This is a genomic window from Desulfovibrio sp. 3_1_syn3 (assembly GCF_000145315.2).
Classification (GTDB): domain Bacteria; phylum Desulfobacterota; class Desulfovibrionia; order Desulfovibrionales; family Desulfovibrionaceae; genus Desulfovibrio; species Desulfovibrio fairfieldensis.
The window spans coordinates 2670404-2693956 of the sequence record NZ_ADDR02000001.1; the positions used below are offsets into that span (position 1 = coordinate 2670404).

At 60.6% G+C, this 23553-nt stretch carries 13 protein-coding genes and 1 tRNA gene; 9 read left to right on the plus strand and 5 right to left on the minus strand.

Annotated features, from left to right (window positions below; all coding sequences use genetic code 11):
* Positions 1-139: 139 nt before the first annotated feature.
* The 9 genes from HMPREF0326_RS11190 to HMPREF0326_RS11230 all read left to right on the plus strand — a co-directional run bounded on the left by HMPREF0326_RS11190 (position 140) and on the right by HMPREF0326_RS11230 (position 15109).
* The gene (locus HMPREF0326_RS11190; protein ID WP_020990539.1) at positions 140-2287 is read left to right on the plus strand and encodes a TonB-dependent receptor; all 2148 of its coding nucleotides are present in this window, start codon (positions 140-142) and stop codon (positions 2285-2287) included.
* Between the two features lie 76 nt (positions 2288-2363).
* On the plus strand, positions 2364-5837 hold the full coding sequence (locus HMPREF0326_RS11195; protein WP_008683706.1) for a non-ribosomal peptide synthetase: 3474 nt from the start codon (positions 2364-2366) through the stop codon (positions 5835-5837).
* Positions 5837-8884: a type I polyketide synthase gene (locus HMPREF0326_RS11200; protein WP_008683704.1), complete on the plus strand. Its 3048-nt coding sequence runs from the start codon at positions 5837-5839 to the stop codon at positions 8882-8884. Before HMPREF0326_RS11195 ends, HMPREF0326_RS11200 begins: the two co-directional genes overlap by 1 nt.
* Before the next feature lie 77 nt (positions 8885-8961).
* Entirely contained in the window at positions 8962-10305 is a 1344-nt protein-coding gene (locus tag HMPREF0326_RS11205; protein ID WP_008683702.1) for a branched-chain amino acid transport system II carrier protein, read from the plus strand.
* Positions 10306-10316: 11 nt separating this feature from the next.
* Complete coding sequence (locus HMPREF0326_RS11210) at positions 10317-11585, plus strand: aromatic amino acid transport family protein (RefSeq protein WP_020990540.1); 1269 nt, start codon at positions 10317-10319, stop codon at positions 11583-11585.
* 135 nt (positions 11586-11720) lie between these two features.
* A complete protein-coding gene (locus tag HMPREF0326_RS11215) occupies positions 11721-13094 on the plus strand; it encodes an MATE family efflux transporter (RefSeq protein ID WP_008683698.1) in 1374 nt (457 codons plus the stop codon).
* Positions 13095-13266: 172 nt separating this feature from the next.
* The gene (locus HMPREF0326_RS11220) at positions 13267-13956 is read left to right on the plus strand and encodes a MotA/TolQ/ExbB proton channel family protein (protein ID WP_008683695.1); all 690 of its coding nucleotides are present in this window, start codon (positions 13267-13269) and stop codon (positions 13954-13956) included.
* 2 nt (positions 13957-13958) lie between these two features.
* A complete protein-coding gene (gene tolR, locus HMPREF0326_RS11225) occupies positions 13959-14420 on the plus strand; it encodes a protein TolR (RefSeq protein WP_008683692.1) in 462 nt (153 codons plus the stop codon).
* A 2-nt stretch (positions 14421-14422) separates the two neighbouring features.
* Positions 14423-15109, plus strand: a complete 687-nt coding sequence (locus HMPREF0326_RS11230) for an energy transducer TonB (protein WP_008683690.1) — start codon at positions 14423-14425, stop codon at positions 15107-15109.
* 412 nt (positions 15110-15521) lie between these two features.
* On the opposite strand, the gene HMPREF0326_RS11235 is transcribed toward HMPREF0326_RS11230, so the two are convergent.
* The 5 genes from HMPREF0326_RS11235 to HMPREF0326_RS11255 form a co-directional block, all read right to left on the minus strand.
* Positions 15522-15597: transfer RNA gene (locus HMPREF0326_RS11235), tRNA-Val, on the minus strand.
* Positions 15598-15642: 45 nt separating this feature from the next.
* Positions 15643-18258: a PEP/pyruvate-binding domain-containing protein gene (locus tag HMPREF0326_RS11240; protein ID WP_008683686.1), complete on the minus strand. Its 2616-nt coding sequence runs from the start codon at positions 18256-18258 to the stop codon at positions 15643-15645.
* Position 18259: 1 nt separating this feature from the next.
* Positions 18260-18640, minus strand: coding sequence for a response regulator (locus HMPREF0326_RS11245; RefSeq protein WP_008683684.1), 381 nt, complete (start codon positions 18638-18640; stop codon positions 18260-18262).
* A 205-nt stretch (positions 18641-18845) separates the two neighbouring features.
* A complete protein-coding gene (locus HMPREF0326_RS11250) occupies positions 18846-20588 on the minus strand; it encodes a sensor histidine kinase (RefSeq protein ID WP_008683681.1) in 1743 nt (580 codons plus the stop codon).
* The gene (locus HMPREF0326_RS11255; RefSeq protein WP_008683680.1) at positions 20579-23221 is read right to left on the minus strand and encodes a PEP/pyruvate-binding domain-containing protein; all 2643 of its coding nucleotides are present in this window, start codon (positions 23219-23221) and stop codon (positions 20579-20581) included. Before HMPREF0326_RS11255 ends, HMPREF0326_RS11250 begins: the two co-directional genes overlap by 10 nt.
* Between the last annotated feature and the right edge of the window lie 332 nt (positions 23222-23553).

Below are 23553 nucleotides of genomic sequence, written 5' to 3' on the forward strand. Positions count from 1 at the left end.
TGCTTTTTGTATTGCTATCCATATCCTTGAACAGGTTGACGTGTGTTTGGGCAGTTCCGTGTCCAAACACACGTATTGGGGGTGGACGCACGTCGTCCAATTGAAAAAGAAATTCATTTTTATTTCCAAGGAGGAACCCATGTCGCCAGCCAAGAGCAAACTTGGCAACTACTGCCTGTACCTTATGATCACCGCATGCCTGTGCGCTGCGCCAGTCGTCGCCATGGCGGAGGAAGACGACGCCAAAGAACCCCGGCAAAATTCGGGCACGGATGAGGCAAAAACCAATAATGCCACGCCGTACGGACTGCCGCCGGTTATCGTGACGGTGGATAAAAGAAAAACCGAGGTACAGAAGACGCCCATGACCTTGACCGTGCTGGATTCACAACAGCTTGACGACAAGGGCGTCACCAAGATTGACGCCGTGTTGCGGCGCGTACCCAACCTCTCCGTCAACCGGGGCATGGGCGGCATGAACTATATGTCCTTTCGCGGCGCGCCCACGGTCATCCCCACGGAAACCAACCCACTGGTGATCTATGTGGATGGCGTTCCCGCGGACACTTTTATGAACATGGACGCCTCTCTTCTGGACATCGAACGGGTCGAAGTGCTGCGAGGCCCGCAGAGCGTCATGTACGGCAAAAATTCCTTCGGCGGTATTATCAACGTCATCTCCAAAAAGCCGGACAATACTATCAGGGGGAAGGTCTTTACCCGCGCCGAGTCATATGAGGGCTACGCCCTCGGCGGAACCGTGAGCGGCCCTCTGAAAGAAGACCTGTTCTATATCTCCCTGTCCGCCATGCATGATCAGTCGGAAGGCTACATGGACGTCTCGGGCCGCGACAGAAGCAATACCAGTCAGAAAGACAGGTTCAAGGGAACGCTTCGCCTCACGCCTACAAAGCAGGTTGATATTTCCCTGCACGGCGACTACACCCGCTCGCGCGAACGGCCCGCCTACATCAAGGGAGACGAACCGACTCTGGACTCCTTTTCCACCAACAAGGACTACTCCGACAGCGACACCCTGAATCTGGCCCTGACCGCCTCGGTGGACATGGACTTCATGACCTTCAACTCCGTAACGACCTATCGCACTGAAACCATAGACTTCCAGGCATATCTCAATCCGGTGATGCCTATGGCGGACACCTCCGGCCGCAATATCGTACGCAAAGAAGTCACCCAGGAATTCCGGCTCAATTCCCCTGAAGACAGTAAAGTGCAGTGGCTGCTCGGGCTGTACGGAAGTTATACCGACCTGGACATCAAAAACATCTACGCCAATTACATGCCCATGTATGGCTTCGACAACATATCACTGAATCAGCCCTTCAAGCAGACCACTCAGGAAATAGCGCCCTTCGGTCAGATTGACATTCCGCTTACGGAATCGGTCCATGCCATCGCCGGATTGCGCTGGTATAACGCCTACAAGTCCGCCACCATCAAATATGAGCCCAACAGCGACATGCAGGCGCTTTTCGGTTCCAAACCCATGGAGACCAGCCCGGACAAGAGCTGGAGCGAGCTGCTGCCCCGTTTTGCGCTCACCTGGCAGATAAACCCCAGCGACATGATCTACGCGGGCGTGAGTCGCAGTGCCGTGCCCGGCGGCTTCAACTACGGTGCTTCCACGCCGACCGAGCTCACCTACGATTCCCAGACCGCCTGGAACTATGAAATCGGCGCCAAAACCGGCTGGTTTGACAACAAATTCCTGGCAAATCTGAGCTTGTTTTACTCGACCTTCGAAAATCTCCAGATCATGGAATACAACCCCACCCTTGCCGCGTATGTGGCGAGAAACGCCGGCAGGGCTTCCAGCTACGGCGCAGAACTGGACCTTACCTGGAGGATACTCGAAGGCCTCGAATTCGATCTGAGCGGCGGCTATACCTATGCGCAGTATGACGACTACAGCACCATGGATACCACGACCGGCAAGGACGTCTCCTATGACGGCAAGCGCATTCCCTACACGCCGACCTTTTCCGGCACCGCCGGGTTGCAGTACAGGCATTCCTCAGGAGTCTTCGCCCGCATGGAAGCCATCTATGCCGACAAGCTCTACTGGGATGACGCCAATGACTATTACCGTGATCCCGTAACCGTCTTCAACGCGCGTCTCGGATATGAAGGGGACAACTTCGACATCTATCTGTACGGAAAAAATATTTTCGGTACGCGTTACCTTCAGTCCTATGCATCCACAACGTCCATAGGCGTCATGGCGCCTCCGCAGACCTTCGGCGTGGAGCTGGCCTACCGCTTCTAACCGCATTGGGAACCCGCCGGGGAAATCCGGCGGGTTCCTGTCAACGACGCTTTCCTTCCCGCCATGGAGGTTCAACGTGACCATATCCGGGAAAAATCTGCGGGCTCTGTCCCTTGAGGAACTGGCTGCCCTCGCGGCTTCCATCTACCCTCAAAAACAGGCTGCCGCTGAAAAAGGTCCGGCCGAACCGCATGATGCGCCGCCGTGGGAAATGATCCCGGAGAATGAAGGCGCAAACGGGCTTTCCCTTGCTCAGGAGCGCCTCTGGTTCATGGATCGTCTCTCCCCGGAAAATCCTTTCTACAATATCCCATTTGGCCTTGAAATTACAGGAAGCTTGAATCATAGGGCTTTCCGGCAGGCATGGCTTGCGGTCATTGCCAGGCATGAATGCCTCACAAGTGTCTTCCCCGCCACGCCGGACGGCACGCCGGAACTGAAGCATATTGATGCGGAACAATGCGCCCTGCGCATGGTCGACATACGAGCCTCCGACCGCGCGCAGCGGCAAAAAACGCTTCGGGAAGCCATGAAAAAAGAAGCTGCGACCGGTTTTTCCCTGGCTTCCGGCCCCCTGGCGCGCGGCACGCTCTATCAACTTGAGGATACCAGCCATACACTGCTTTATACGTTTCATCATATTATTTTTGACGGCTGGTCGCTGGCTGTCTTTCTTGATGAACTTTTCGCCGTCTACGAAGGCATATGCACGGGAAACGTCCCGGACCTGCCGAAACCGCCAAGCTATGCGCGCTTCGCCCGATGGCAGCGGGCCGGCATGGACGGGCCGCATGCCCGGCAGGAAAGAGATTGGTGGAAAAAGCACCTGGACGATCTGCCCAGTCTGGAAGTGCGCCCAGATTTCCCCCGGCCCGACGTGCAGAGCTTCAAGGGGCATACCCTTTCCTTTTCCGTACCGCACAAAGTCAGTTCCGCCATCGACGCACTGGCCCACCGGCATGGAGCCACCCCCTTCATGGCCTGGCTGGCAATATACGCCCTTATCTTGGGCCGCATGTCCGGACAGTCCTCCTTTGCCGTCGGCAGTTCCATATCCGGCAGGGAACATCCGCTGACAGAGCGGATGGTAGGATTTTTTCTGAACAATCTTGTGGTCAGGACGGATATTAACTCCGACGCGGACTTTATCTCCCACCTCCGGAACATCCGGCAAAGCGTGCTGCTCTCCCTTGAGCACGCCGGGTTGCCCTTCCAGTTTATCGCCGAGGGCCTGGGACAGAACCTCGACATAAGCCGCAACCCTGTATACCAGGCGGCCCTCACCTACCAGAACGCGCCTATGCCGCGCAATCTGCCTGCAGGTCTTGAACTGCGCTCCATCTTTGTTCCCTCAAACTCGACCCACCTGGATATGGAGCTGCTTGTCGAGCCCGGGACGAAAGGACACACCCTCTACCTGACCTATGCCACGGATATTTTTTCCCTTCAGACCGCAAAGGCCGCCTGCCGGGCCTTGTCCGTCATGGCGGAAAAGCTGGCATCCGATCCCGCTCCCCCCTTGCGCGTGCTGCTGCGTGACCCCGAAATTTTTTCTTTTCCCTTCAGCGGTCATGAATCCGTCATTTCCGGACCTGAAAAGCCCCATGCATTTCGGGATGTCTGGAGCAGGTTTATGGGCTGCGTCCACACCCGCTTCGAATCCGTGGCCCTGAAAATCCGTCCACCCAGGCATGCGGATGCGCCGGAACAGGATATCACCTATGCCCGGCTTGCGGCCATGGTTGACGGCGCGGCACGCCTTCTGAGCGGACAGGGCCTTGGTCCCGGAAAAATCGTGGCCCTGATGCCAGCCTCGTCCCTGGATCTGATTGTCGTCATGCTCGCCGTATGGCGCACGGGAGCGGCCTGGGTTCCTCTCGACCCCGACCATCCGTCCACCCGCAACAAAGATATTATTTTATCTTCCGGCGCGTCCATTCTTGTTGCCGCCCCCGAGCATCTGGAAGCCCTGTGCCGGAGCGGATTGCCCGATGGGGCCGTCCGCCTGCTGCCCGCTCCCCTCCGGTTGGATTACGCCGCCCAACTCCCTCCGCCTCCGCCCGCGTGCACGACCTCCGCCGAAGACCTGGCATGCATTCTCCACACCTCCGGCAGTACGGGCGTTCCCAAGGGGATAGAACTTACGCACGGAGCCATGGCCCATCGCTGGGAATGGATGTGGCGTCGCCTGCCCTGGCAGGACGGCGACCTGGCCTACCTCAAGACGTCTCCGCTTTTTGTGGATTTTTTGTGGGAAGTTTTCGGCGCGCTGCTGGCCGGAACGCCGCTTCTGATCACAGACCGCGCCCCGGCCCGGAATGTGCCCGCCATGGTGGAGGAAATGGAACGCCACGGGGTAACGCAGATCGTCCTTGTCCCCTCCCTGCTCTCAGCCATGACGCGGGTCCCGGGAGGAATCGCGGGAAGACTGCCCGGTCTGAAAACCATTCTGAGCAGCGGCGAACCCCTTGCCCCGGAGCTGGCGGTTTCTGTCGTCAGGGCCATCCCCGGCATTCTCATCGTAAATCTCTACGGCTCCACCGAAGTCATGGACGCCACGTATTTCTGCATATCCGGGGACAATGCGGAAGATGTCGCCGCCATGAAGGACGTGCCGCTCGGCGTCCCCATTGACGGGACCAGCGTGGCTCTTATGGACGATTTCTCCCTGCTGGTCGCGGCCGGAAGCACGGGCGTCATTCATATCGCCGGGCCGAGCCTGGCGCGGGGTTACAGGACGCCTGACCATAACAGAGCCTTCCTGCGCCTTGACGGCGAGGACGGCCAACGCCGCTGGTTCCGCATCGGTGATCTGGGCCGGATAGATGAGAACGGTAACCTCCACTATCTGGGACGCAGGGATCAGCAGATAAAAATACGCGGCGTTCGCATCGAGGCCGATGCGGTCAGGGATGCTATGCAGGCATACGTGGGCGTGCAGGAGGCCGTTGTCGGGATTTGGAGTGACAGATTCGGGCATCAGCGTCTGGCCGGTTTCATTACCATGGAGAATCATGTTCCGGAAGAACAACAGGACCGCTATGCGCAGGAGTTACGCGGTTTTTTGCTCGAAAGGCTTCCAACCGTAATGGTGCCGGACAATATAAGGGTGGTCGCCCAGTGGCCCCGGACGCCCTCGGGAAAAATCGACAGGCAAACTCTTCTGAAATCTCTGGAGACGGAAAATACGGAACGTCCGTCCGGTATGCCGACGATCGGGGACAGCGTCAAAAGGACTCTTGAAAGGTTGTGGCGGGAAGCCATCGGCCTTCAGAACATCTGCACGGAAAAAAACTTTTTTGAAGCCGGCGGCAATTCTCTTTTACTCGTCCAGCTTCACGAAAGCATCCAGAAAGAATTCCACACGGAGTTCCCCCTCACCGAGTTGTTCCGACACCCCACGATTGAAAGTCAGGCGGCCCTGTTGCGCAGACGTGAGGTAGGCGGAAGGCCTCAGGCATGCGCGCCCGCGCAGGGGCAGCCGCCTTCCGGCATGCGGGCGCGCAGAATCGCCGCGAGAGCGGCTTCTTTCCGGCGGGAGCATTACTGATGGACTGCAACAAAACACAAAATGATTTTCTGGCCGTGGTGGGCATGGCCTGCCGTTTTCCGGGCGCGGCCTCGCTTGAGGAATTCTGGGAAAATCTTCTGACCGGTCGGCAGGCCATGAGCCCTGTCGGTGAACAAGCGCTCAACGCGGGTCCGCATAAAAACGTCTGGCGGCTTCCCGGATATGTACGCATGTGCTGCCGCCTTGAGGATGTGGAGTTCTTTGACCCGGACTTTTTCGGCCTTTCCACGGCTGAAGCCGAAATTATGGACCCGCAGCACCGCCTGCTGCTGGAGACGGCTTGGCGCGCGCTGGAAAATTCCGGCGACACGCGGCCCGACGCCGAAAAAACGCGAACCGGCGTCTATGCCAGCGTCAACATAAGCTCATACATGCTGGGCAACCTGTACAGCCACATGCTGACGGGAACGCTCGATCCCTTTGAGGTGCTGCTCGGAAACGACAAGGACTATCTCGCCACCCGCATAGCCTACAGACTGGGGCTGCGCGGCCCAGCCGTCAACGTCCAGACCGCCTGCTCATCGTCGATGGCCGCCCTGCATATGGCTTGCCAGGCGCTTGTTTCCGGCGAGTGCGACAGAGCCCTCGCCGGCGCGGCGACAATTCCCCTGCCCGCCGAACTTGGCTATATGTACATACCCGGCGGCATGCGCTCGCCGGACGGCCGCTGCCGACCTTATGACGCAAACGCCGCCGGAACGATCTTCGGCAGCGGCGTCGCGGCGGTTGTGCTGAAGAGGCTGGAAGACGCCGTGGAAGCCGGAGACGGAATCTGGGCCGTCATACGCGGCAGCGCCATCAATAACGACGGGCGGGAAAAAGTCAGCTTCACGGCTCCCAACCTGGCCGCCCAGGCCGCCGTCATACAGGAGGCCATGCTCATGGCCGGGGTATGCCCGTCCGACATGGCTTTTGTGGAGGGGCACGGCACAGCCACACCTCTGGGGGATCCGATAGAAGTGGCGGCCCTGCGCGCGGCCTATGCCGGTCATGAGAAAAAGAGCGCTGTATATCTGGGTTCTGTCAAGGGCAACGTGGGGCACCTTGACGCCACTTCCGGCCTGGCCGGATTCATCAAGGCAGCGCTCAGTCTGCACCACGGCGTATTTCCCGGCACCGCCAACTTCACCCGCATCAATCCCCGCTTCGGCGACGGCATCGCCCCGTTCGAGGTCAACGCGGAGCCGCGTCCTCTTGACGACGACCCGCAAAACCGTATCGGCGGAGTCAGCTCATTCGGATTCGGCGGCACCAATGTGCACATGATCCTGCAGGGCGCACGGCAAAAAACGTCCACCCCGGTATCCTCCCCGCCCGAGCCCCAGCCTCTCTTCCTGTCGGCGGACACGGAGCGGGAAATGGAGAGGCTTGAGCAGGCCCTTTCCACCTGCCTTCAGCGTGAAGAGCCAAGCCCTCCCCCACTGCGGGACCTCGCCTTTACCCTCGCCACCGGGCGTCGGCACGGGCGTTTACGGCGCATTGTCACAGGCCAGGCCCCACAGGACGTTCTCGCCGCGCTCGGCAATCATGATCGCTTTCCCGTAAAAAGCGCGGACGGCAAAAAAGAAATCTGCTTCCTTTTCCCGGGCCAGGGTTCGCAGTCGCCCCACATGCTGCGGAGTCTTTACCGGCAAAACCCGCGCTTTCGTGAACTGCTGGCCGAAAACCGCAGGCATATTCTTGCGGCGGGGGGTCCGGACATTCTCAATCTGCTGTGCGAGAGCTGGGATGACGAGCCGGGTTCTTTTGGGCGCATCACGCGGACCGACATGATGCAGCCGGTTCTTTTCGCCCTTGAGCTTTCCCTGGCCACCCTGCTCGAGGAAGCGGGAGTCCGACCTGCATGCCTGCTGGGACACAGTTTGGGCGAAATTGCCGCCGCCTGCTTCGCCGGAGTGTTCACGCCGGTGGACGCGGCCCGGCTGGTTACAAAACGCGGAGCCCTGATGCAGCAGGCCCCCGAGGGAAGAATGCTCGCGGCCCTGCTGCCGCGCGAAAAGTTGAGCCTGGCCCTTGGCCCCCTTCTGGACCGAATGGAAACAGTCGTCATCAACAGCCGGTCCAATTGCGTGCTTTCCGGGCCGGAGAATATTCTGGAGCAGGCGCGGGAGGCGCTGGAATGCGCAGGCGGGGCCGGTATTTTCCTGCGCACGTCCCATGCCTTCCATTCCTCCGCCATGGACGGCATTCTCGAAGTTTTTGAGACTGTTGCCGCTTCCATCCCCATGAACGCCCCGTCCATTCCGGTCATCAGCAACGTCACCGGCCGCTGGGCGGGAGATGAAATGGCGTCGCCCCAGTATTGGGTGCGCCACATCCGCTCCTGCGTGCGATTCGACGCATGCCTCGAGACGGCCTTCGCCACCCCGCGCATGGCGCTGGAAGTCGGTCCGGGCAGTGTGCTGTCTTCCCTTTTGCGGCAGCATGTCGGCCCGGACATTATCGCCTTCTCTCCCTTTGCCGAAGACGGCGGGCATCAGGTCCCGGCATCGATAGCGGAAGAATTGTGGCTCAACGGGGCGGACATAGATTGGCGGGGCATCCGCGCTGACGCGCGCCGCTGCCCCCTGCCGCAGCTTCCCATGCGGAAAAGGCGCATCTGGATCTCCCCGGAAGAAACGCCCGCTGTCCACCCCCCGGCCGAACCCGTCGAACATGCCGGAATATCCCAGCCGCAGGGCGGGGAAAGCCGCGCCGGGGCGCGCCGGATGGAAGATGTCATTGCCGCCATCTGGGAAAAAATATTGCGCATGCACCCGGTGGATCGTGACACGTCCTTTATCGAACTTGGCGGCAACTCCGTGCATGTGCTGCATATGATACGCCTGGCACAGGAAGAGGGCATCACCTTCAGCATGAAGGACGTGTTTGAGACAAAGACCGTCAACGCCCTGTGCCGACGCATTGATGAAACGGGGAAAATCCCCTCCGCCCCGTCTTCGCCCGGCACGCACGCTTCCACCGACGACATCGACAGCCGCGACATGGCCGTGTTGCGACGCGTGTTCGACGCCGGGCAGGCCTGATCTTTTTCACAACAAGGCGATATTTCAAATAAAACCAGCAGCAACATTCACTCCCTGCCCCGTATGGCGGAGGTAGCATGGGCAAAATACCACGCGCCAAATTGTCTTTCCGCGCTCTCCTTCTGGTCTCGGCGACCATCTTTTCCCTGCATTTTGGGGCGGCTTCCATGCTCTGGCCCACAACCTGGGGGCGGGATTCCGGCCTGAGCTACCCCGTGGCCTTCATGGGCTTTTTCCTTTCGGGCATTTTTCTGCCATGGCTGGGATATCTGGCCGTCAGCAAGGGCAAGGCCACATTTTACGGCCTGACGCGAAACGTCGGCCGCAAATTCTGCCTGATCTACGGCGGCATCACTGTATTGGCTCTCGGGCCGCTCTTTGCCGTGCCCCGCATGAGCGCGGCATCCTGGGACGCCGTCAGCAGGCTTTTTTCCATAGAGGCCGGGGGTCGCGCCTTTCTGCTGTCCATATTGTTCATGCTTGCCTTTTACCTTGTGACGCTGTGGTTCTTCTATCAGAAGGGCGCCATTGTTAACCGGGTCGGGAAAATACTTGTTCCCGTCTTTCTGCTTATGGAAATCATTATCATAGCGGTCTCCATATACATGCCTGTCGGCGAGGCCGCCGGGAAAAACTATGCGCTTCACCCGCTGGGCTACGGATTCATCAACGGCTACCAGACCATGGACCTTATCTGCGCCATCATGTTTTCGGGCTTTATCATCTATGACCTGCAAATGCGTCTGGGCAAAGATACGCGGTCCGTCAATCGCGCTCTGGCCGTGGCGGGCCTGTTGGGCTTTCTGATCATGGCCTGCGCGCAATTCGGCGAGATGTACAGAGGCAGCACGGCCAGCAGCGTCTTTCCCGATCTGAGCTATGCCAAACTCTCAGCCACCCTCGCTTTGGTGCAACTCGGTGTGGCGGGAGGCATAGTCTTCAATTTTTGCCTTTTCATGGCCTGCCTGAGCACAGCCATAGGACTGCTTGCCGGAACGGCTTCCTTTATCGAAGAGGCTTCAGGGGGGAAAATATCCTACAAAACTGCCTCCCTGCTCTGCTTTCTGACGGCATTCATCGTCAGTTGCGCCGGATTTGAAGCCATATTCACCTGGGCTACGCCAATACTGCAATTCATCTATCCGCCGTGCATAGCTCTGGCCCTGTGCCATGCCTTTCTCAGCAGATTTACAGGAGGCCTCAGAGCCGCCTGCTACGCGGCGGCCCTCTGGGGGCTCGCGGACGCCGCGGCTGAATACCTCAAACTCTTCGGCGTCCAAGATCCGGGCCTGCTTCTGGCGCTGGTTCCCGGATATGAATACGGGCTGGCCTTCATATGGCTGACGGTCGCCGGATGGCTGTGCGGGCAAACGCTCGAATATCTGCATGCCCGCGCGCATGAAAACGTGCCCGCAATATAGGAGGCTTTCCCTTGGAAACCCACGTGCGGCCATATGTAGGTTCTGCTTTGGACAGCAAAAACATCCCTGTTCGTGACTCCGGCCTCTCCCTGCACAAACTCACTCTTGCGGAAAGCATAGGAATCATCGTCGGCACCAATATCGGCGCAGGCATACTGGGACTGGCCTATGCCTCGCGCAAGGCCGGTTACTTGCCCCTGCTGCTCTGGCTTGCCGTCGCCGGTATTTTTACATGCATTTCCATGCTGTATGTCGCGGAAATATGCCTGCGCACCAAGGGCAACCACCAGCTCAGCGGACTTGCGGAGCACCATCTGGGCAGGGCGGGCGCATGGCTGCTTTTCGCGGGCGTGGCGGCCAACAGCTACGGCGCGCTGACGGCCTACATAGCAGGCAGTGGAGAAATCATGAACAGTTTCTTCGGCTCAATGGGCGTCACCAGGCCCATCGGCAGCCTGCTGTTCTTCATCCCCGCCGTCATCATACTGTACACGGGCCTGAAGGCTGTGGGCAAAGGCATAACATTGATTAGCGGCTCCATGGTGCTGCTCATCGCCACTCTCATTGCGGCGACCATCACCCATGAAAAATCCACCCTGCAAAACCTGTGGCAGGCGCAATGGCAGAATATGCTGCCGGTTTTCAACATTGCGGTTTTCTGTTTTTCAGCCCAGTACATGGTTCCTGAAATCGCCCGCGGCAACAAGGACACGCCCCGCAGGCTCGCTCCCGCCATCATCGCGGGAATCACGGGCAGCTTCATCCTGCTGGCCGCGGTGCCCGCCGCCGTCATCAGCCTGGACGGCATGGAAAATCTGAGCCAGGTGGCGACCATCACCTGGGGAACCACGCTTGGCGTATGGGCGTACTACACGGCCAATGTTTTCGCGCTGCTGGCCATGCTGACCTCATACTGGGGCCTGAGCGGCAGCCTTGTAAGCAATATTTTTGACCACTTTATGATCGGAAGGGACACCATCCCGGCAAAGCGTCTTTTCGTGCTCACCCTGGTCTGCATTCCTCCCTTTTTCATGGCATATTCCAATGCCGCGAACTTTGTGGACGCGCTTTACTTCGCCGGAACCTTCGGGGGCGTGTTTATAGCCACCCTGCCCATATTCATGCTGAACCGCGCGCGCAAGGCCAACCCCGAGCGCCTGCCGTGGCAGTGCGGCTGGTATGCCTGCCGCCCGGTGCAGGCCATCATTCTTCTGCTGTTTCTGGGCAGCGCCGTATACGCCGTGGCGGCGGCCGCGGGCTATATCCCACCGGCATGGTAGCCGGACGGCCGGGAACCCGTGACGCTTTTGTACATATTTTCTGCCGAATGGAGCAGTTTTAAGAAGCCGGGACGGATAGACTTGTTCAGATTGGCTGGGAATGACAGCATTCAACCCGTTTTTTTGGAGAACATGATGCCCTATTTCAGAGCCCTGCGTCAGGAAGCTCCGCATATTTTCAAAATATTCGGACCGTTGCTGATCTCCCAGTACGCCCAGATCGCCAACGGCATCATTGATACGGCCATGGCCGCGCGCTTGGGAACAGTCGAGCTTGGCGGCGTGGCTGTCGGCGTGGCCATCTGGATGCCCGTCTATATGTTCGTGATCGGCATACTCATCAGCGTGCTGATCCTCGTGGCGCAAAGTCACGGCGCGGGAAACCGGGACGGCGCGGTGGTTCTGGGCCACCAGGGACTCTGGATGGGCGGCGTTCTGGGGCTCGCGGCCTCGTGCATCATCATCCCGCTTTCGCAGTACGCCGCTTGGTTCGGCGCGGACGCCCAACTCATGCAGACCTCCCGCGCGTACATATGGTCCGTGGCCTGGGGGCTTCCGCTGGGCGGCATGGCCGTCAGCCTGCGCTTTTTCTGTGAAGGGCAGAATGTCGTCTTTCCCGTCACGGTCATGGCCGTCATCATTGTGGGCTGCAAAACCATTCTCAATTACGCCCTCATGTTCGGCAACCTTGGAGCACCGGCCCTGGGAGTTCAGGGCTGCGGCCTCTCTTCGGCCATATCCATGGGCCTTCTGTTGCTTATGCTCGCCTTTTATATCAGCTTTTCAAAGCACTTCGCCGCAAGACGATTTATGCGCCACATCCAGTGGCCGCGCTTTCAGACCATAAAACAATTTTTCAAGCTGGGGCTGCCCGTTGCTTTCGGTATAACATCCGAATATCTCGTTGCCTCCGTCATCACCATTTTTATCAGCACAACAACAGTTACAGCCGTTGCGGCCCACCAGGTGGCCTTCAGCTGCATGATGCTGTTTTTCGCCACCCCCGCAGCACTTTCCATGGCCGCCTCAATACGGGTGGGCAATTTGTGGGGAGAAAAGCACGTCGCGGAATCACGCGACGCCATCAAGGGCATCATGGCCCTGAGCGTCATCATCGGACTGGTTTTTACTGTTCTTATGCTGGCAGGCGCCCCCAGTCTCGCATACATGTTCTCAAAAGACACGGCGGTAGCCCTTCTGGCGGCTTCGGCCCTGCGCTTCGGCGCCTTCTTCCAACTGGCCGACTCCATGCAGGTCTGCCTCAACGGCGTACTGCGCGGAGTGGGGGATACCACAGCTCCCTTTGTAATCACGGCAATCGTCTATTGGCTTTTCTGCCTACCGGTCGGCTATGTGCTGTCAGGCATGCCACTCCCCTGGGGTCTTGGACTTTCTCCCGATCTGCTGGGCATACGGGGCTGGTGGCTGTCTCTGACCATAAGTCTTTTTATCGTGAGCTTTCTTCTCGCGCGAAGGGTCAGGCACACTTTCTGGCTGGTCGCAAAATGAAACTCCGTGCAGACAAACCGCTCTCGCCGGATTTTACGGCCATTGCGGGCAGACCGGCATAGCACCTTCGCAGACGCCATGCCGGTCATGCGGCTGCGTGTCGGGTGAAACGGCTTGTCCTTTTATGAAAAGAGATTTAAATTTCAATTTCATATAGAGGGGGAATGACAGAATGGATTCCTTGATTCACGCAGTACTGCAAGCGACTCTTATTTCCAAATTCGTCTTGGTACTGCTGCTGGCCATGTCCATCGCCAGCTGGACATACATGTGCGGCAAATGGTTGACGCTACGCGCTGCGCAGCGTCGTGCGCATGAAGGCCTGTCAGCCTTCGACAAGGCCGGCGAGCTGAAACGGGCGCTGCCCATAGTCGCAGCTGACGAGCGCTCTCCTCTCTACGGCATCACCCGGCGCGCGGTACGCGAATACAATCGCATTACCCGCACTGGAGATACGGAACGCCTGCTTAACGACAACGTTCGCCGCGCCCTGCATTTCGGCATTGCCGAGGAAATTGCGAAACTCAAGTCGTCCCTGGCCCTGCTGGCCACTGCGGCCAACACCGCTCCTTTTATCGGTCTCTTCGGCACGGTATGGGGCATTATGCATTCTTTTACCGCCATTGCCAAAATGAAGAGCGTATCACTGGCAACGGTCGCTCCAGGAATCGCGGAAGCCCTCATCGCCACGGCGGTCGGCCTGTTCGTGGCCATTCCCGCGGTATGCGGCTATAATATGTTTCGGGCCAAGCTGACCGGCATTGAGGGCGTATGCATCAACTACGCCGGGCAATTGCTCAACCGCCTGCAGCACGAAGCCGCCGAACACGGCGACGGCATCAGCTTCGCAGGAAAGGACTAGGCATGGCCGCTTCCTCTGACGACGATTTCGTGGCCGACATCAACGTGACTCCCTTTGTGGACGTCATGCTGGTTCTGCTCATCATCTTCATGGTCACGGCTCCCATGATGACCGAAGGCCTGGACGTGGCGCTGCCCAAGGTGGAGTCCTCCGAGGTACTGCCCACCGAAGACGATCACCTCATTCTGACGATCAAAGCCGACGGAGCGCTGTTCCTGGACGAATACGAAACAGACCTGGCCGATCTGCCCGATGTGCTGGCCGTCCAGGTCAAGGGACAGGACCGGCAGCTTTTCGTGCGCGCTGACAAGGACGTACCCTACGGCATGGTGATGCAGGTCATGGACCGCATCCGCGGAGCGGGCATCGCCGATGTGGGACTGGTCACCACATCAACGCCGGTCGAAGAGCCCCCGGCGACTCCCGCAATGCCGGTTACGCCGACAGCCAGGGGAGGGAATTAGCCATGCGGACCGCAACCCGCGGCACAGCCCTGGCCTTCTCGCTGGGCATGCACGCCCTGCTGCTGGGCGGCTTTTTGCTGCTGGCGCGGGATGTTACCACCAGTACGGAAAGAGTCTATCGCGTAGCTCTGGCTGAACTGGCCCCAACCCCCAGCCAACCGGCCCCCGTACAGGCAGCTCCCGAACCGCCCGCACCGCCTCCGCAGCCCCCGGAAGAGCCGCAACCGCAACCCAAAGAAGCGGTACAGGAAGTCCCAAAGCCGCTTCCCAAACCGGACGTGAAAAAAATCAGCCCCAAAAAGCGTGAAAAAGCAGCGCCCAAGGCGAAACCCGCCCCCACGCCCGCAGTCTCCTCCGCGCCTGCCGGACCCGTCCCCCGCAATGTGGGAGGGCTCAGCGCATATGACAACGACGCGCTGGACCAGCGGCCCAGCATCACCCGCCGGGTGGCGCCGGAATATCCCACCAAGGCGCGCCGCATGAACGTGCAGGGGACTGTAACCGTGCAACTGGTCGTGGATACCGCGGGCAAGCCACGCAACTGCGTTGTGGTCAAGGCGACCCCCGGCGGCTACTTTGAGGAAGCCGCCCTCGACGCCGCGCGCAGCATGCGCTTCGTCCCGGGCAAACTCAAGGGGCAGCCTGTGAATACGCTGGTCCAGCTGCCTTTTGCCTTCCGGCTACGCTGAACCTCCGGCAGACCTGTCAGACGAGAGACATACAGATAATGCCTATGGTCAGCAGGATTATGCCAATACGTTTACGGCGGGAGATTTTCTGGTGGAAGGCCAGGAGGCCAATGACAAGCGCCCCGAAAATGCCGAACACGCACCATTAGGCATAGGCTACGCCGAACGGGATATCCGGCTTTGAGCTGCGCCCGATAGGCGAAAACCTCGCCCGCCCGCTCAATCTGCTCGATACGGTCTGCTCCCAACTGGCGGATTTTAACCTGGTACAGAAAACAAGCGTACCGGCATATGCGTCAGCCAAAGATATAGAAAAGCCCCTGGCAATCATGATTGCCAGGGGCTTGTGCCGTCTCATCACCCTAAAACAACAGGAGCTTGTGGTTTTACTCCCAAGCTCCTGATTTATTTATGGTAGGCAGTACAGGACTTGAACCTGTGGCCCCCGCCTTGTAAGGGCGGTGCTCCACCAGCTGAGCTAACTGCCCGTGATGCGTCAACGGCCATAGTAATATGGCAGGGGCCGGGCGCTGTCAATGCGTCCGTTTTTTCCCGGCGTTCAGGGACGTTTCGGCCAGGGCGGCCATATCCCCGGCCAGCTTTTCCCTGAGTGCCTCGGCCCTGGCGCTTTCCAGCATGATCATGTCCACCTGGCGGCTGTGAATCAGCAGATAGCCCAACAGACGTGTTTTCTTCAGAGTCTCCACAGCGCCGAAGCCTTCGGCCACGGCAAAAAGCGAATCATCCTTGACGTCCGCGCGGAAGCCGTGCCCTTCCAGCAGCCCCGCCAGCATCCGGGCGCGCAGGCGGCGGCGCTCTCGGTCCGCCGCGCCGCCCTTGAACTGGAAGTTTACGAAGTTTTCATGGCTGTCTTCTCCGGCCAGACATTCCACGGTGCAGAAATGATAGCCGTAGCGCGCCTGCAGAATCATGTAATGCTCGCCGATGATAAAGAAGTTGCGTTCCGCCATGGTGGTGGGCGCGGTGCTTTCCAGTTCCGGATTCATGGCGCTTTCAAAAACCACGCTCATAAAGCCTGCGGCCCCGCTGACGGGCGGCCCGGCCCAAGGCACGGCCACCATGCCTTTCCAAAGGGCCAGCATGGGCCCACTGGCGATTTCGGACAAATCCACCACCGGGCCGCTGACCTGCCGGGTGAAACCGCCGCCCATGTCCACCACCCAGTACTGCAATTTGACACCGGCCTTGAGCTGCTTGCCCATGCGCCGGCCGACGCCCGCATCGTCGTCGAACATCAGCCGCACCGCCTTTTCATGGCAGAACCGGGTGATATCGTGCAGGCTCCGGCAATGTTGCGGCGCGAATTCCGGCGCGTCCGGGTCCAGCAGATGCAAGGGAGTCATGAGCCGGGCCAGCGCCTCCAGACGCAGATACACGGGGCTGCCCGCCATGAGGTTGGGCGGCGCGCTCACGGACGGGATCAACTGGGCCTGACGCCCGGCCAGAACCACATTGCGGTCCGCATCCAGGGTCACGTCACCGGCTTTTTCCAGGAGGCCGCAGGCGTCCGGCAGGCTGAAAATAGCGGGCAGACGGTATTCACGGGCCACGGAGGCCAGATGCCCGGCCATGCCGCCGGTTTCGCTGACCAAACCGGAGGCCCGCGCCAACAGCGTGGCCCAGCGGGGATAGGCCCGCTCCACCACCAGCACGCCGCCTTCGGGAAACGAGAGCATGTCCGCTTCCTTGCGGGCCACAAAGGCCGGTCCCATGCCCACGCCGGGGCTCACCGGCACGCCGCCGCCCGCCAGCACGGTCAGTCCCGGCGGCAGTTCCGCCGCCTGAACGCCCGGATTCCGCCCCCTCTCGGCCTCGCGCTCACCGTAGGCTTCGTGCCCCCTGTAGGCTTCGTGCAAAGGCCGACTCTGCAAAACCACAATGCGTCCATCCCCGGCTTCCAGGGCCCATTCCACGTCCTGCGGTTCATTGTAATATTCTTCCAGGGCCAAGGCCACGCGGGCCAGTTTGGCGGCCTGGGCGTCGGTGAGGCTGGGTGCGGCTTCCGCATCCGCCGGATGCTTTTCCAGCAGATGCGGCGGATTTTCACGGCTGAATGCAAAAACATCAGGCGTGACCGCCCCGTCCACCACGGCCTGGGGCAGACCGGACACGGCGTTGAGCACGACCCTCTCCCGCCCCTGAGAGGCGGCCACCGGATCACGGCTGTAGGCCACGCCGCCCGCCGCGGCCCGAACCATGGCCAGCACGCCCACGGACATGGGAGCCGCGTCATCCGGAATGCCGCGCTGATAGCGGTAACTCATGGCCGTGACCGCATATTTGCTGGCCACGATTTCCTTCCAGACTTCGCAGGCCTCTTCGGGAGGCACGTTGAGTTCCGAACGATACTGCCCGGCAAAGGTCACGCCCAAGGTATCCTCGCCCACGGCGCTGCTGCGCAGCGCCAGAAGCAGGTCGTCCCCGGCCCGCGCTTTCATGGCCGCCACGGCTTCGGTAATGGCCGCTTCCAAGTCCGGAGGCAGAGGCGCCGCCAGCACGCATTGCTGCAGGGCCGCAGACAGGCTGAACACTTCGTCCAGGCTGCGCATGTCCGTGGCCTGGATACGGCGCTCCAGCTCGCTCTGCAGGCCATTGTACGCCATGAAACGATAGTAGGCTGCCACCGTCACCGCAAAGCCGTCGGGCACAGCCAGGCCCACATTGGCGGCCAGCTCGCCCAGATTGGCCATTTTACCGCCAACCCTGGGCAGATCGGCCAGCCGCACCTCGGCCAGAGGCAGGATCAGCGGCCCTTGCGCGAGATGCTCCGGCTGGGCCAGCAGGCGTTCCATGTCCCCCCGGATGCGGTCAAAAGCCTCCTGCAGGGGGGCGTAGCCGTTGTCGGACAGAGCGTTCAGCTCGCGCACCATTTGGAACACGGCGGTCACCGCGCGGGTGCTCACGGCGCGCACATAGTCCATGCCGAAGGCTTTGGCGCCGCCGAGGCGCTCTTCCACATCGCTCATGGCTTCCAGGGCGCTTTTGTTGGCTGAAAGCAAACGCCGGAAACGCGCGCAACGCTCACGCAGGCGGGCTTTGAATTCCTCCTCGCGAGCCAATGCGGCCGAATCAGGCGCGGGCGGTTCCCCGCGGCCCAGCCAGCGGCGCAGGTGCTTCAACATGGTCATATCAGGCAGCGGAACGGGCCGCTTCCTCCATTTTGATGATCAATTCGCTGATGGACACGGGCTTGAGCATATAGTCGTAGGCACCCAGATCCATGCCCTGCACGGCCACGCCCATGCAGGCGTGCCCGGTGAGCAGGATCACCGGCAGTTCGGGGGCCTTGGCCTTCATATGCCGCAGGGTTTCCAGGCCGTCCATACCGGGCATGCGCACATCCATGACCACCACTTTGAACATTTCCCCGCCTTCCGCCAGGACGGCACCCAGCATATCCAGGGCGCTCTGCCCGTCCGGGGCGGTGCTCACTTCCATGCCGCGCCGGGAAAGGCGCTTTTCCATCAATTGCAGGAATTCCACTTCATCGTCCACGAACAATACACGCATAGGCGCTCCTGGCTCAAAACGTTCATCTGACTTCCGACTCTGCCGTCCGCTACCGCAACGGAAATTTCAAGCCCTGAGGGTGCCGCCATGAGATGGATTTTCGTGTTATATCAAGGAGAAAGAGCCTTTTATAAAGGAAGTGTACTCTTCTGGTACTCGACCGGAATAAAAGGCGAATTCAACGTGGAAATAACCGAAAGGGCACTCATGACGACAACCTCTGATGTTGGCTGTACTCCTCAACGTCCTCTTCCTGCGGGCTTTCAGCCGGTTCAAGCGGCAACGTAATGCAAAATGTGGTGCCCTGGCCCGGTTGGCTTTGAACCTCAATCCTGCCGCCCAGCTTTTCCAGAATGGTAAAGCAGATGGCCAGCCCCAGGCCCGTGCCCTCTCCCACCTTCTTGGTGGTGAAGAAGGGGTCGAAAATGCGTTTCAGGGTTTCCTCGTCCATGCCGGGCCCGCTGTCCGTAAAAAAAATGCGCGCGCCCTGCTCGCAGGCTTCGGTGCGGATGCGCAGGCTGCCGTCCTTGCCGATGGCGTCAATGGCGTTGTCGATGATATTGATGAAGACCTGCTCCAACTGGGCCGGGTCCGACAGAATCACGGGCAGCTGCGGATCAAATTTCTTACTGATGACGATATTACGGCTGGCGGCCTCTGTTTTGAGCATTTCCACGGCCTGGTCAGCCAGGGAATTGAGCAGTATTTCCGTCCGGCTGGGATTCATGCGGCGGCCGAAGCCCAGCATGCGCTGGGTAATGCCCTTGGCGCGCTTGACATGCTGCTCGATCTTTTCCGTGCTTTCCAAGACCTCCTGATAGTTTTTCATGCTCTCCGGTTTTTCGTCTTCCAGCAGATCCCGGATCCAGCCCGCATTCTCCTGAATCAACATCAGGGGATTGTTGACCTCATGGGCCACACCGGCGGCCATCTTGCCCAGGGCCGCCATCTTGCTGGATTGCAGCATCCGGGCGTCAATATGGGCCTGCTTCTGGTCCGAAGCGGCCAGAGAGGCCACCAAATGCCGGGTGCAGACCACCGCGCCCACACTGACCACCGCGCTGCCCAGCAGCACGAAGAGCAGGATCAGCACCTGAAGCTGGCGCAGGGGTTGCAGGCTCTCGCCCACATCGTCCACCACCACCAGCACCCAGGGCATGGAATCCAGACGCATCATGGCCGCCAGCAGGTTCTGGCCGCCCTCCTTGCCCGCGGGCGCGTCCAAGGGCATGGTCAGCATGCCGTTGTGCGCGGCCTTGAGCGAAGGCAGCTTGAACTTGCCCATGATCTTGCCGTGATACAGGGAATCGGTCTGGAGCACGCCCTGCTCGCTGACCAGGAAGGCGTCGCTGTGCTGGCCGGAATAGACCCGGCGCAACAGGGCGTCGATGGCTTCCATGTCGATGGTGGCGCGCATGATGTAGCTGCGTCCGCCTTCGTGCCGGAGCACCGCGATGATGAAATGCGGCACGTGCCGGTAGCCCATGAACACATCGCTGACATAGACGCCTTTGCGCAGCACTTCGTGGAACCAGGGGGTCTCGGCGTAATTGGCGTCGTTCAGATCATAGGGGCCCACATAGGCCACATGGCGGCCGTCCATGCCGATGATGCCCAGATCCACAAACGAGCGGCTGTTGTTCTGCATGACGCTGAAAATCTCGCTCAGTCGGGCGGGATCGCTCAATTCGGCATAGGGGTGAGTGAAGGCCAGGGTTTTGATCTGGGCCACCCGCTCCACAATGAAGGTGTCCAGGGCACGGTGCTTGCTGCTGGTCACGGCCTCCAGGCCCGCGCTGATTTTCTCGTCGTAGATATTGTTGATGCGGTCCAGGCAGAACACACCCAAAGCCGCCAGCGGCGTAAGCGCCAGCAGGAGCAGGGTCAGCAGCAGGCGGCGGTAGATGGCTCTGTAGCCCCGCAGAGGGGCGGGCGACGTCAACGGCATGGGGGCGCCTCCTGAGCGTCGGTTGCGGGCAGCGTCCGGCCCGTGAACAAATCCCGGCAATGGGCGAGCATTTCCTCGCGCCGGGCCGCCACCTGGGCCGTATCCTGCATGATCATGTCCAACTGGCGGGTATGAATGGTCATATACCCGGCCACAGCCAGCAGATGTTCGCCTTCGTCAGGGTCCATGCCTTCCAGGCGGGCGCTGACGGCGTCGTTGCGCAGCACGGGCGCGAAGCCGAATTCCCAGAGCAGATCAGCCACGAAACGCACCCGCAGGATGCGCCGTTCAATGTTTGCCGCCCCGCCGCGCAACTGGAACAGCAGATAATTTTCCTTGCTGCGCTCGCCCAGGCGCGCTTCCACCGAGACGAAATGAAAGCCGAAGCGCGAATGCAGGCTGCAATAATCACGCGAAATCATGAAATAGTTCTTTTCAGAAAAATACGCGGTCTGGGCCGCCGGGTCCAGATGCGGATTGGCCGTGGCCTCGAACAGCACGGACAAAAAGCCCTTGCCGTCCACGGGCGGCGGCCCCTGCCAGGGATGGGCGTTCATGCCGCGCCAGAGGGAGAGCATGGGCCGCGAGGCGATCCGCTCCACATCAATGACCGGCCCGGCAGGGGTGGCGGCAAAGCCGTCGCTGAGATTGACCACCCAGAATTGCTTGAGCACCGTATCCCGCAGCTGCTTGACCCGCTGGGGCGCGTACTTTTTTTCCGCGCCCAGGGCGAACATGGCGCTGACCGCCTTTTCATGGCAGTAGCGGGCGATGTCGTGGTAGGTGGCGCAGTTGGCGGCTTTGAAGTCCACGCTGTCCACATCGATGGTCAGGGGCAGAATATGGGTGGCCGCGTGCTGGAGAATGCGAAATACCGGGCTGCCCGGCATGAAGTCGCGCGGTTTCGCGGCTCCGGCCAGCAGTTCGTCCCGCCGACCGTCGTACACGCGGCCCAAATCCGCGCAGAGAGTGACTTTCCGTCCCTTGGGCAGGGTTTCCAGAGCCCCGTTCAACCCGAAAAGGGCCGGTTTGCCGAATTCGCGGGCCAGAGAGCCCAGGCGGGAGCCCAGCAGGCCGCGCTCGACAACCAGACCGGCGGCCCGGTCAATGAGCGAAGCCCAGAGATATCTGTCGTCGGGCAGCACCAGAATGCCGCCCTGCGGGAAGCGGCGCGCGTCCTCCCAGGTCCGGACCGGCACCACGGGCCCGCAGACCCGGCCGGGGTTGGCCGTCATGCCGCCCGCCAGCAGGGGCGACGGCAACGCGGCCTCGTCCGGAACGGGCAGGACCGACGTATCCGCCTGCGACGCCAACATCATGGGCCGTACCAGCAAAAGCCGCACCGGGGCGCCGGGGGCGCAGACCCAGGTCAACGAAAGCGGGCGGCCTTCGACATCCTCCAGGGCCAGGGCCAGTTCCGTGACCCGCAGGGCTGTGGCGTCATCCAGAACCGGATGCCCCGGGTCGTGTGGTTCGCGGCCGCGCACCTCGTGCGGCGCGCTGCGGCTCACGCGCAGCAGGTCCACAGGCAGGGCGGAATATTCCATGTCCTGCGGCAGGCCGTCACAGGCATAAACATGCACATTGACGCCATGCGGCTGCAGGGGATTGCCCGTGTGGGCCAGCCCGCCCCAGGCGCCCTCCTCCACGGCCAGACAGGTCACGCAGACGCCCGCCCCGGCCTCGGTAAGGCCGCGCGCCCGCCGGTAGATCAGGGCCTGCGCCCGCTGCTTGCGGGCCAGGGTGACGTGCAGGGCATTCAGAATTTCCTTGTCCGGCGCGTCCAGCGGCACGGAGGGCCCCCAGAGCAACAGGCCGGGATCCGTGACGTTTTCCGCCGCGCCCGGATCGTCGCTCTCGTTTTCACCTTCAGGAACCGGGCGCGGCCAGAGGCGACCCCGCAGCAAAAGACGCATGGGCCGTTGACATCGGTCGCGTAGAGCGCGCACCTCGGCCAGTACGGCTTCGGCCAGATCTTCGGGCAACAATGTGTTTTCCACCAGACTGCCCAAACTTTCGGACAGCTTGGACAGATGCTCCGGACCAAAACCACCCGCCGCCTGAATCCGGCGATTGATCTCGCTTTGCAGGTCGCCGCTCTGGAAAAAATGCTGACAGCCCGCCGCCGTGACCACAAAGCCGAGGGGCACGGCTTGCGGAAAACGCCCGCGCAGGCTCTCCAGACGGGCCGTGGCCGGGTCCACCAGGGCTTCCTCTCCGGCGTCGTCCAGATTCCCGTGGCCCAGCGGCAGCACCAGCGGCCCCAGCAGACAGGATTCCGGCTCATAGACTTCGGCGGCCACGGTCTTTTGCAGCTCCGCGAAACGTGCATAGAGCGCCGGGCCGGGGGTGGGATCCAGGCGTTCCAATTGCTGGATGCACTGAAAGACCTGGGTGGCGACCCTGGTGCAGAGCGCGCGGACGCGGTACAGGCCGAAGGGGTGATCGCAACAGAGCGTATACTCCACTTCGGTCATGGTTTCCTGAAACTTATTCCAGGCGGTGAGAAAGAGCTTGAAGGAGTGATGGCGCAGGGCGAAAAAACGCTCGGCTTCGCCGACGTCGGACGCAGCCCCGCCGGAGGCTTTTTTTGTGGAGCGCGTGAGAAAACCCAACAGACGGGAAAGGGACATGGCGACTCCGTCGGCGGTTCTGCCGCCCCGTGAGGGTGGATGCGCATGCCGCGCGCCAAGCCGCGCCGCGTTGCTCCGCCGGATTGCGGGGATTGTTTTTTCTAGCACAATCTCCGAACCGCTTCAAGAGAGGTCCCGACGAAGAGAGAGGGCACATCTGTGCGAAGGCCGTCAGGGCTTGCCGCACGGACGCGGCATGCCCCCAAGGCGGGCCGCCTGGACTGCTCAGGGGGTGTCGTCATGAGATGGATTTTTGTGTTATATCAAGGAGAAAGAGCCTTTTATGAGGAGAGTGCACTCTTCTGGTACTTGACCGGAATAAAAGGCGAATT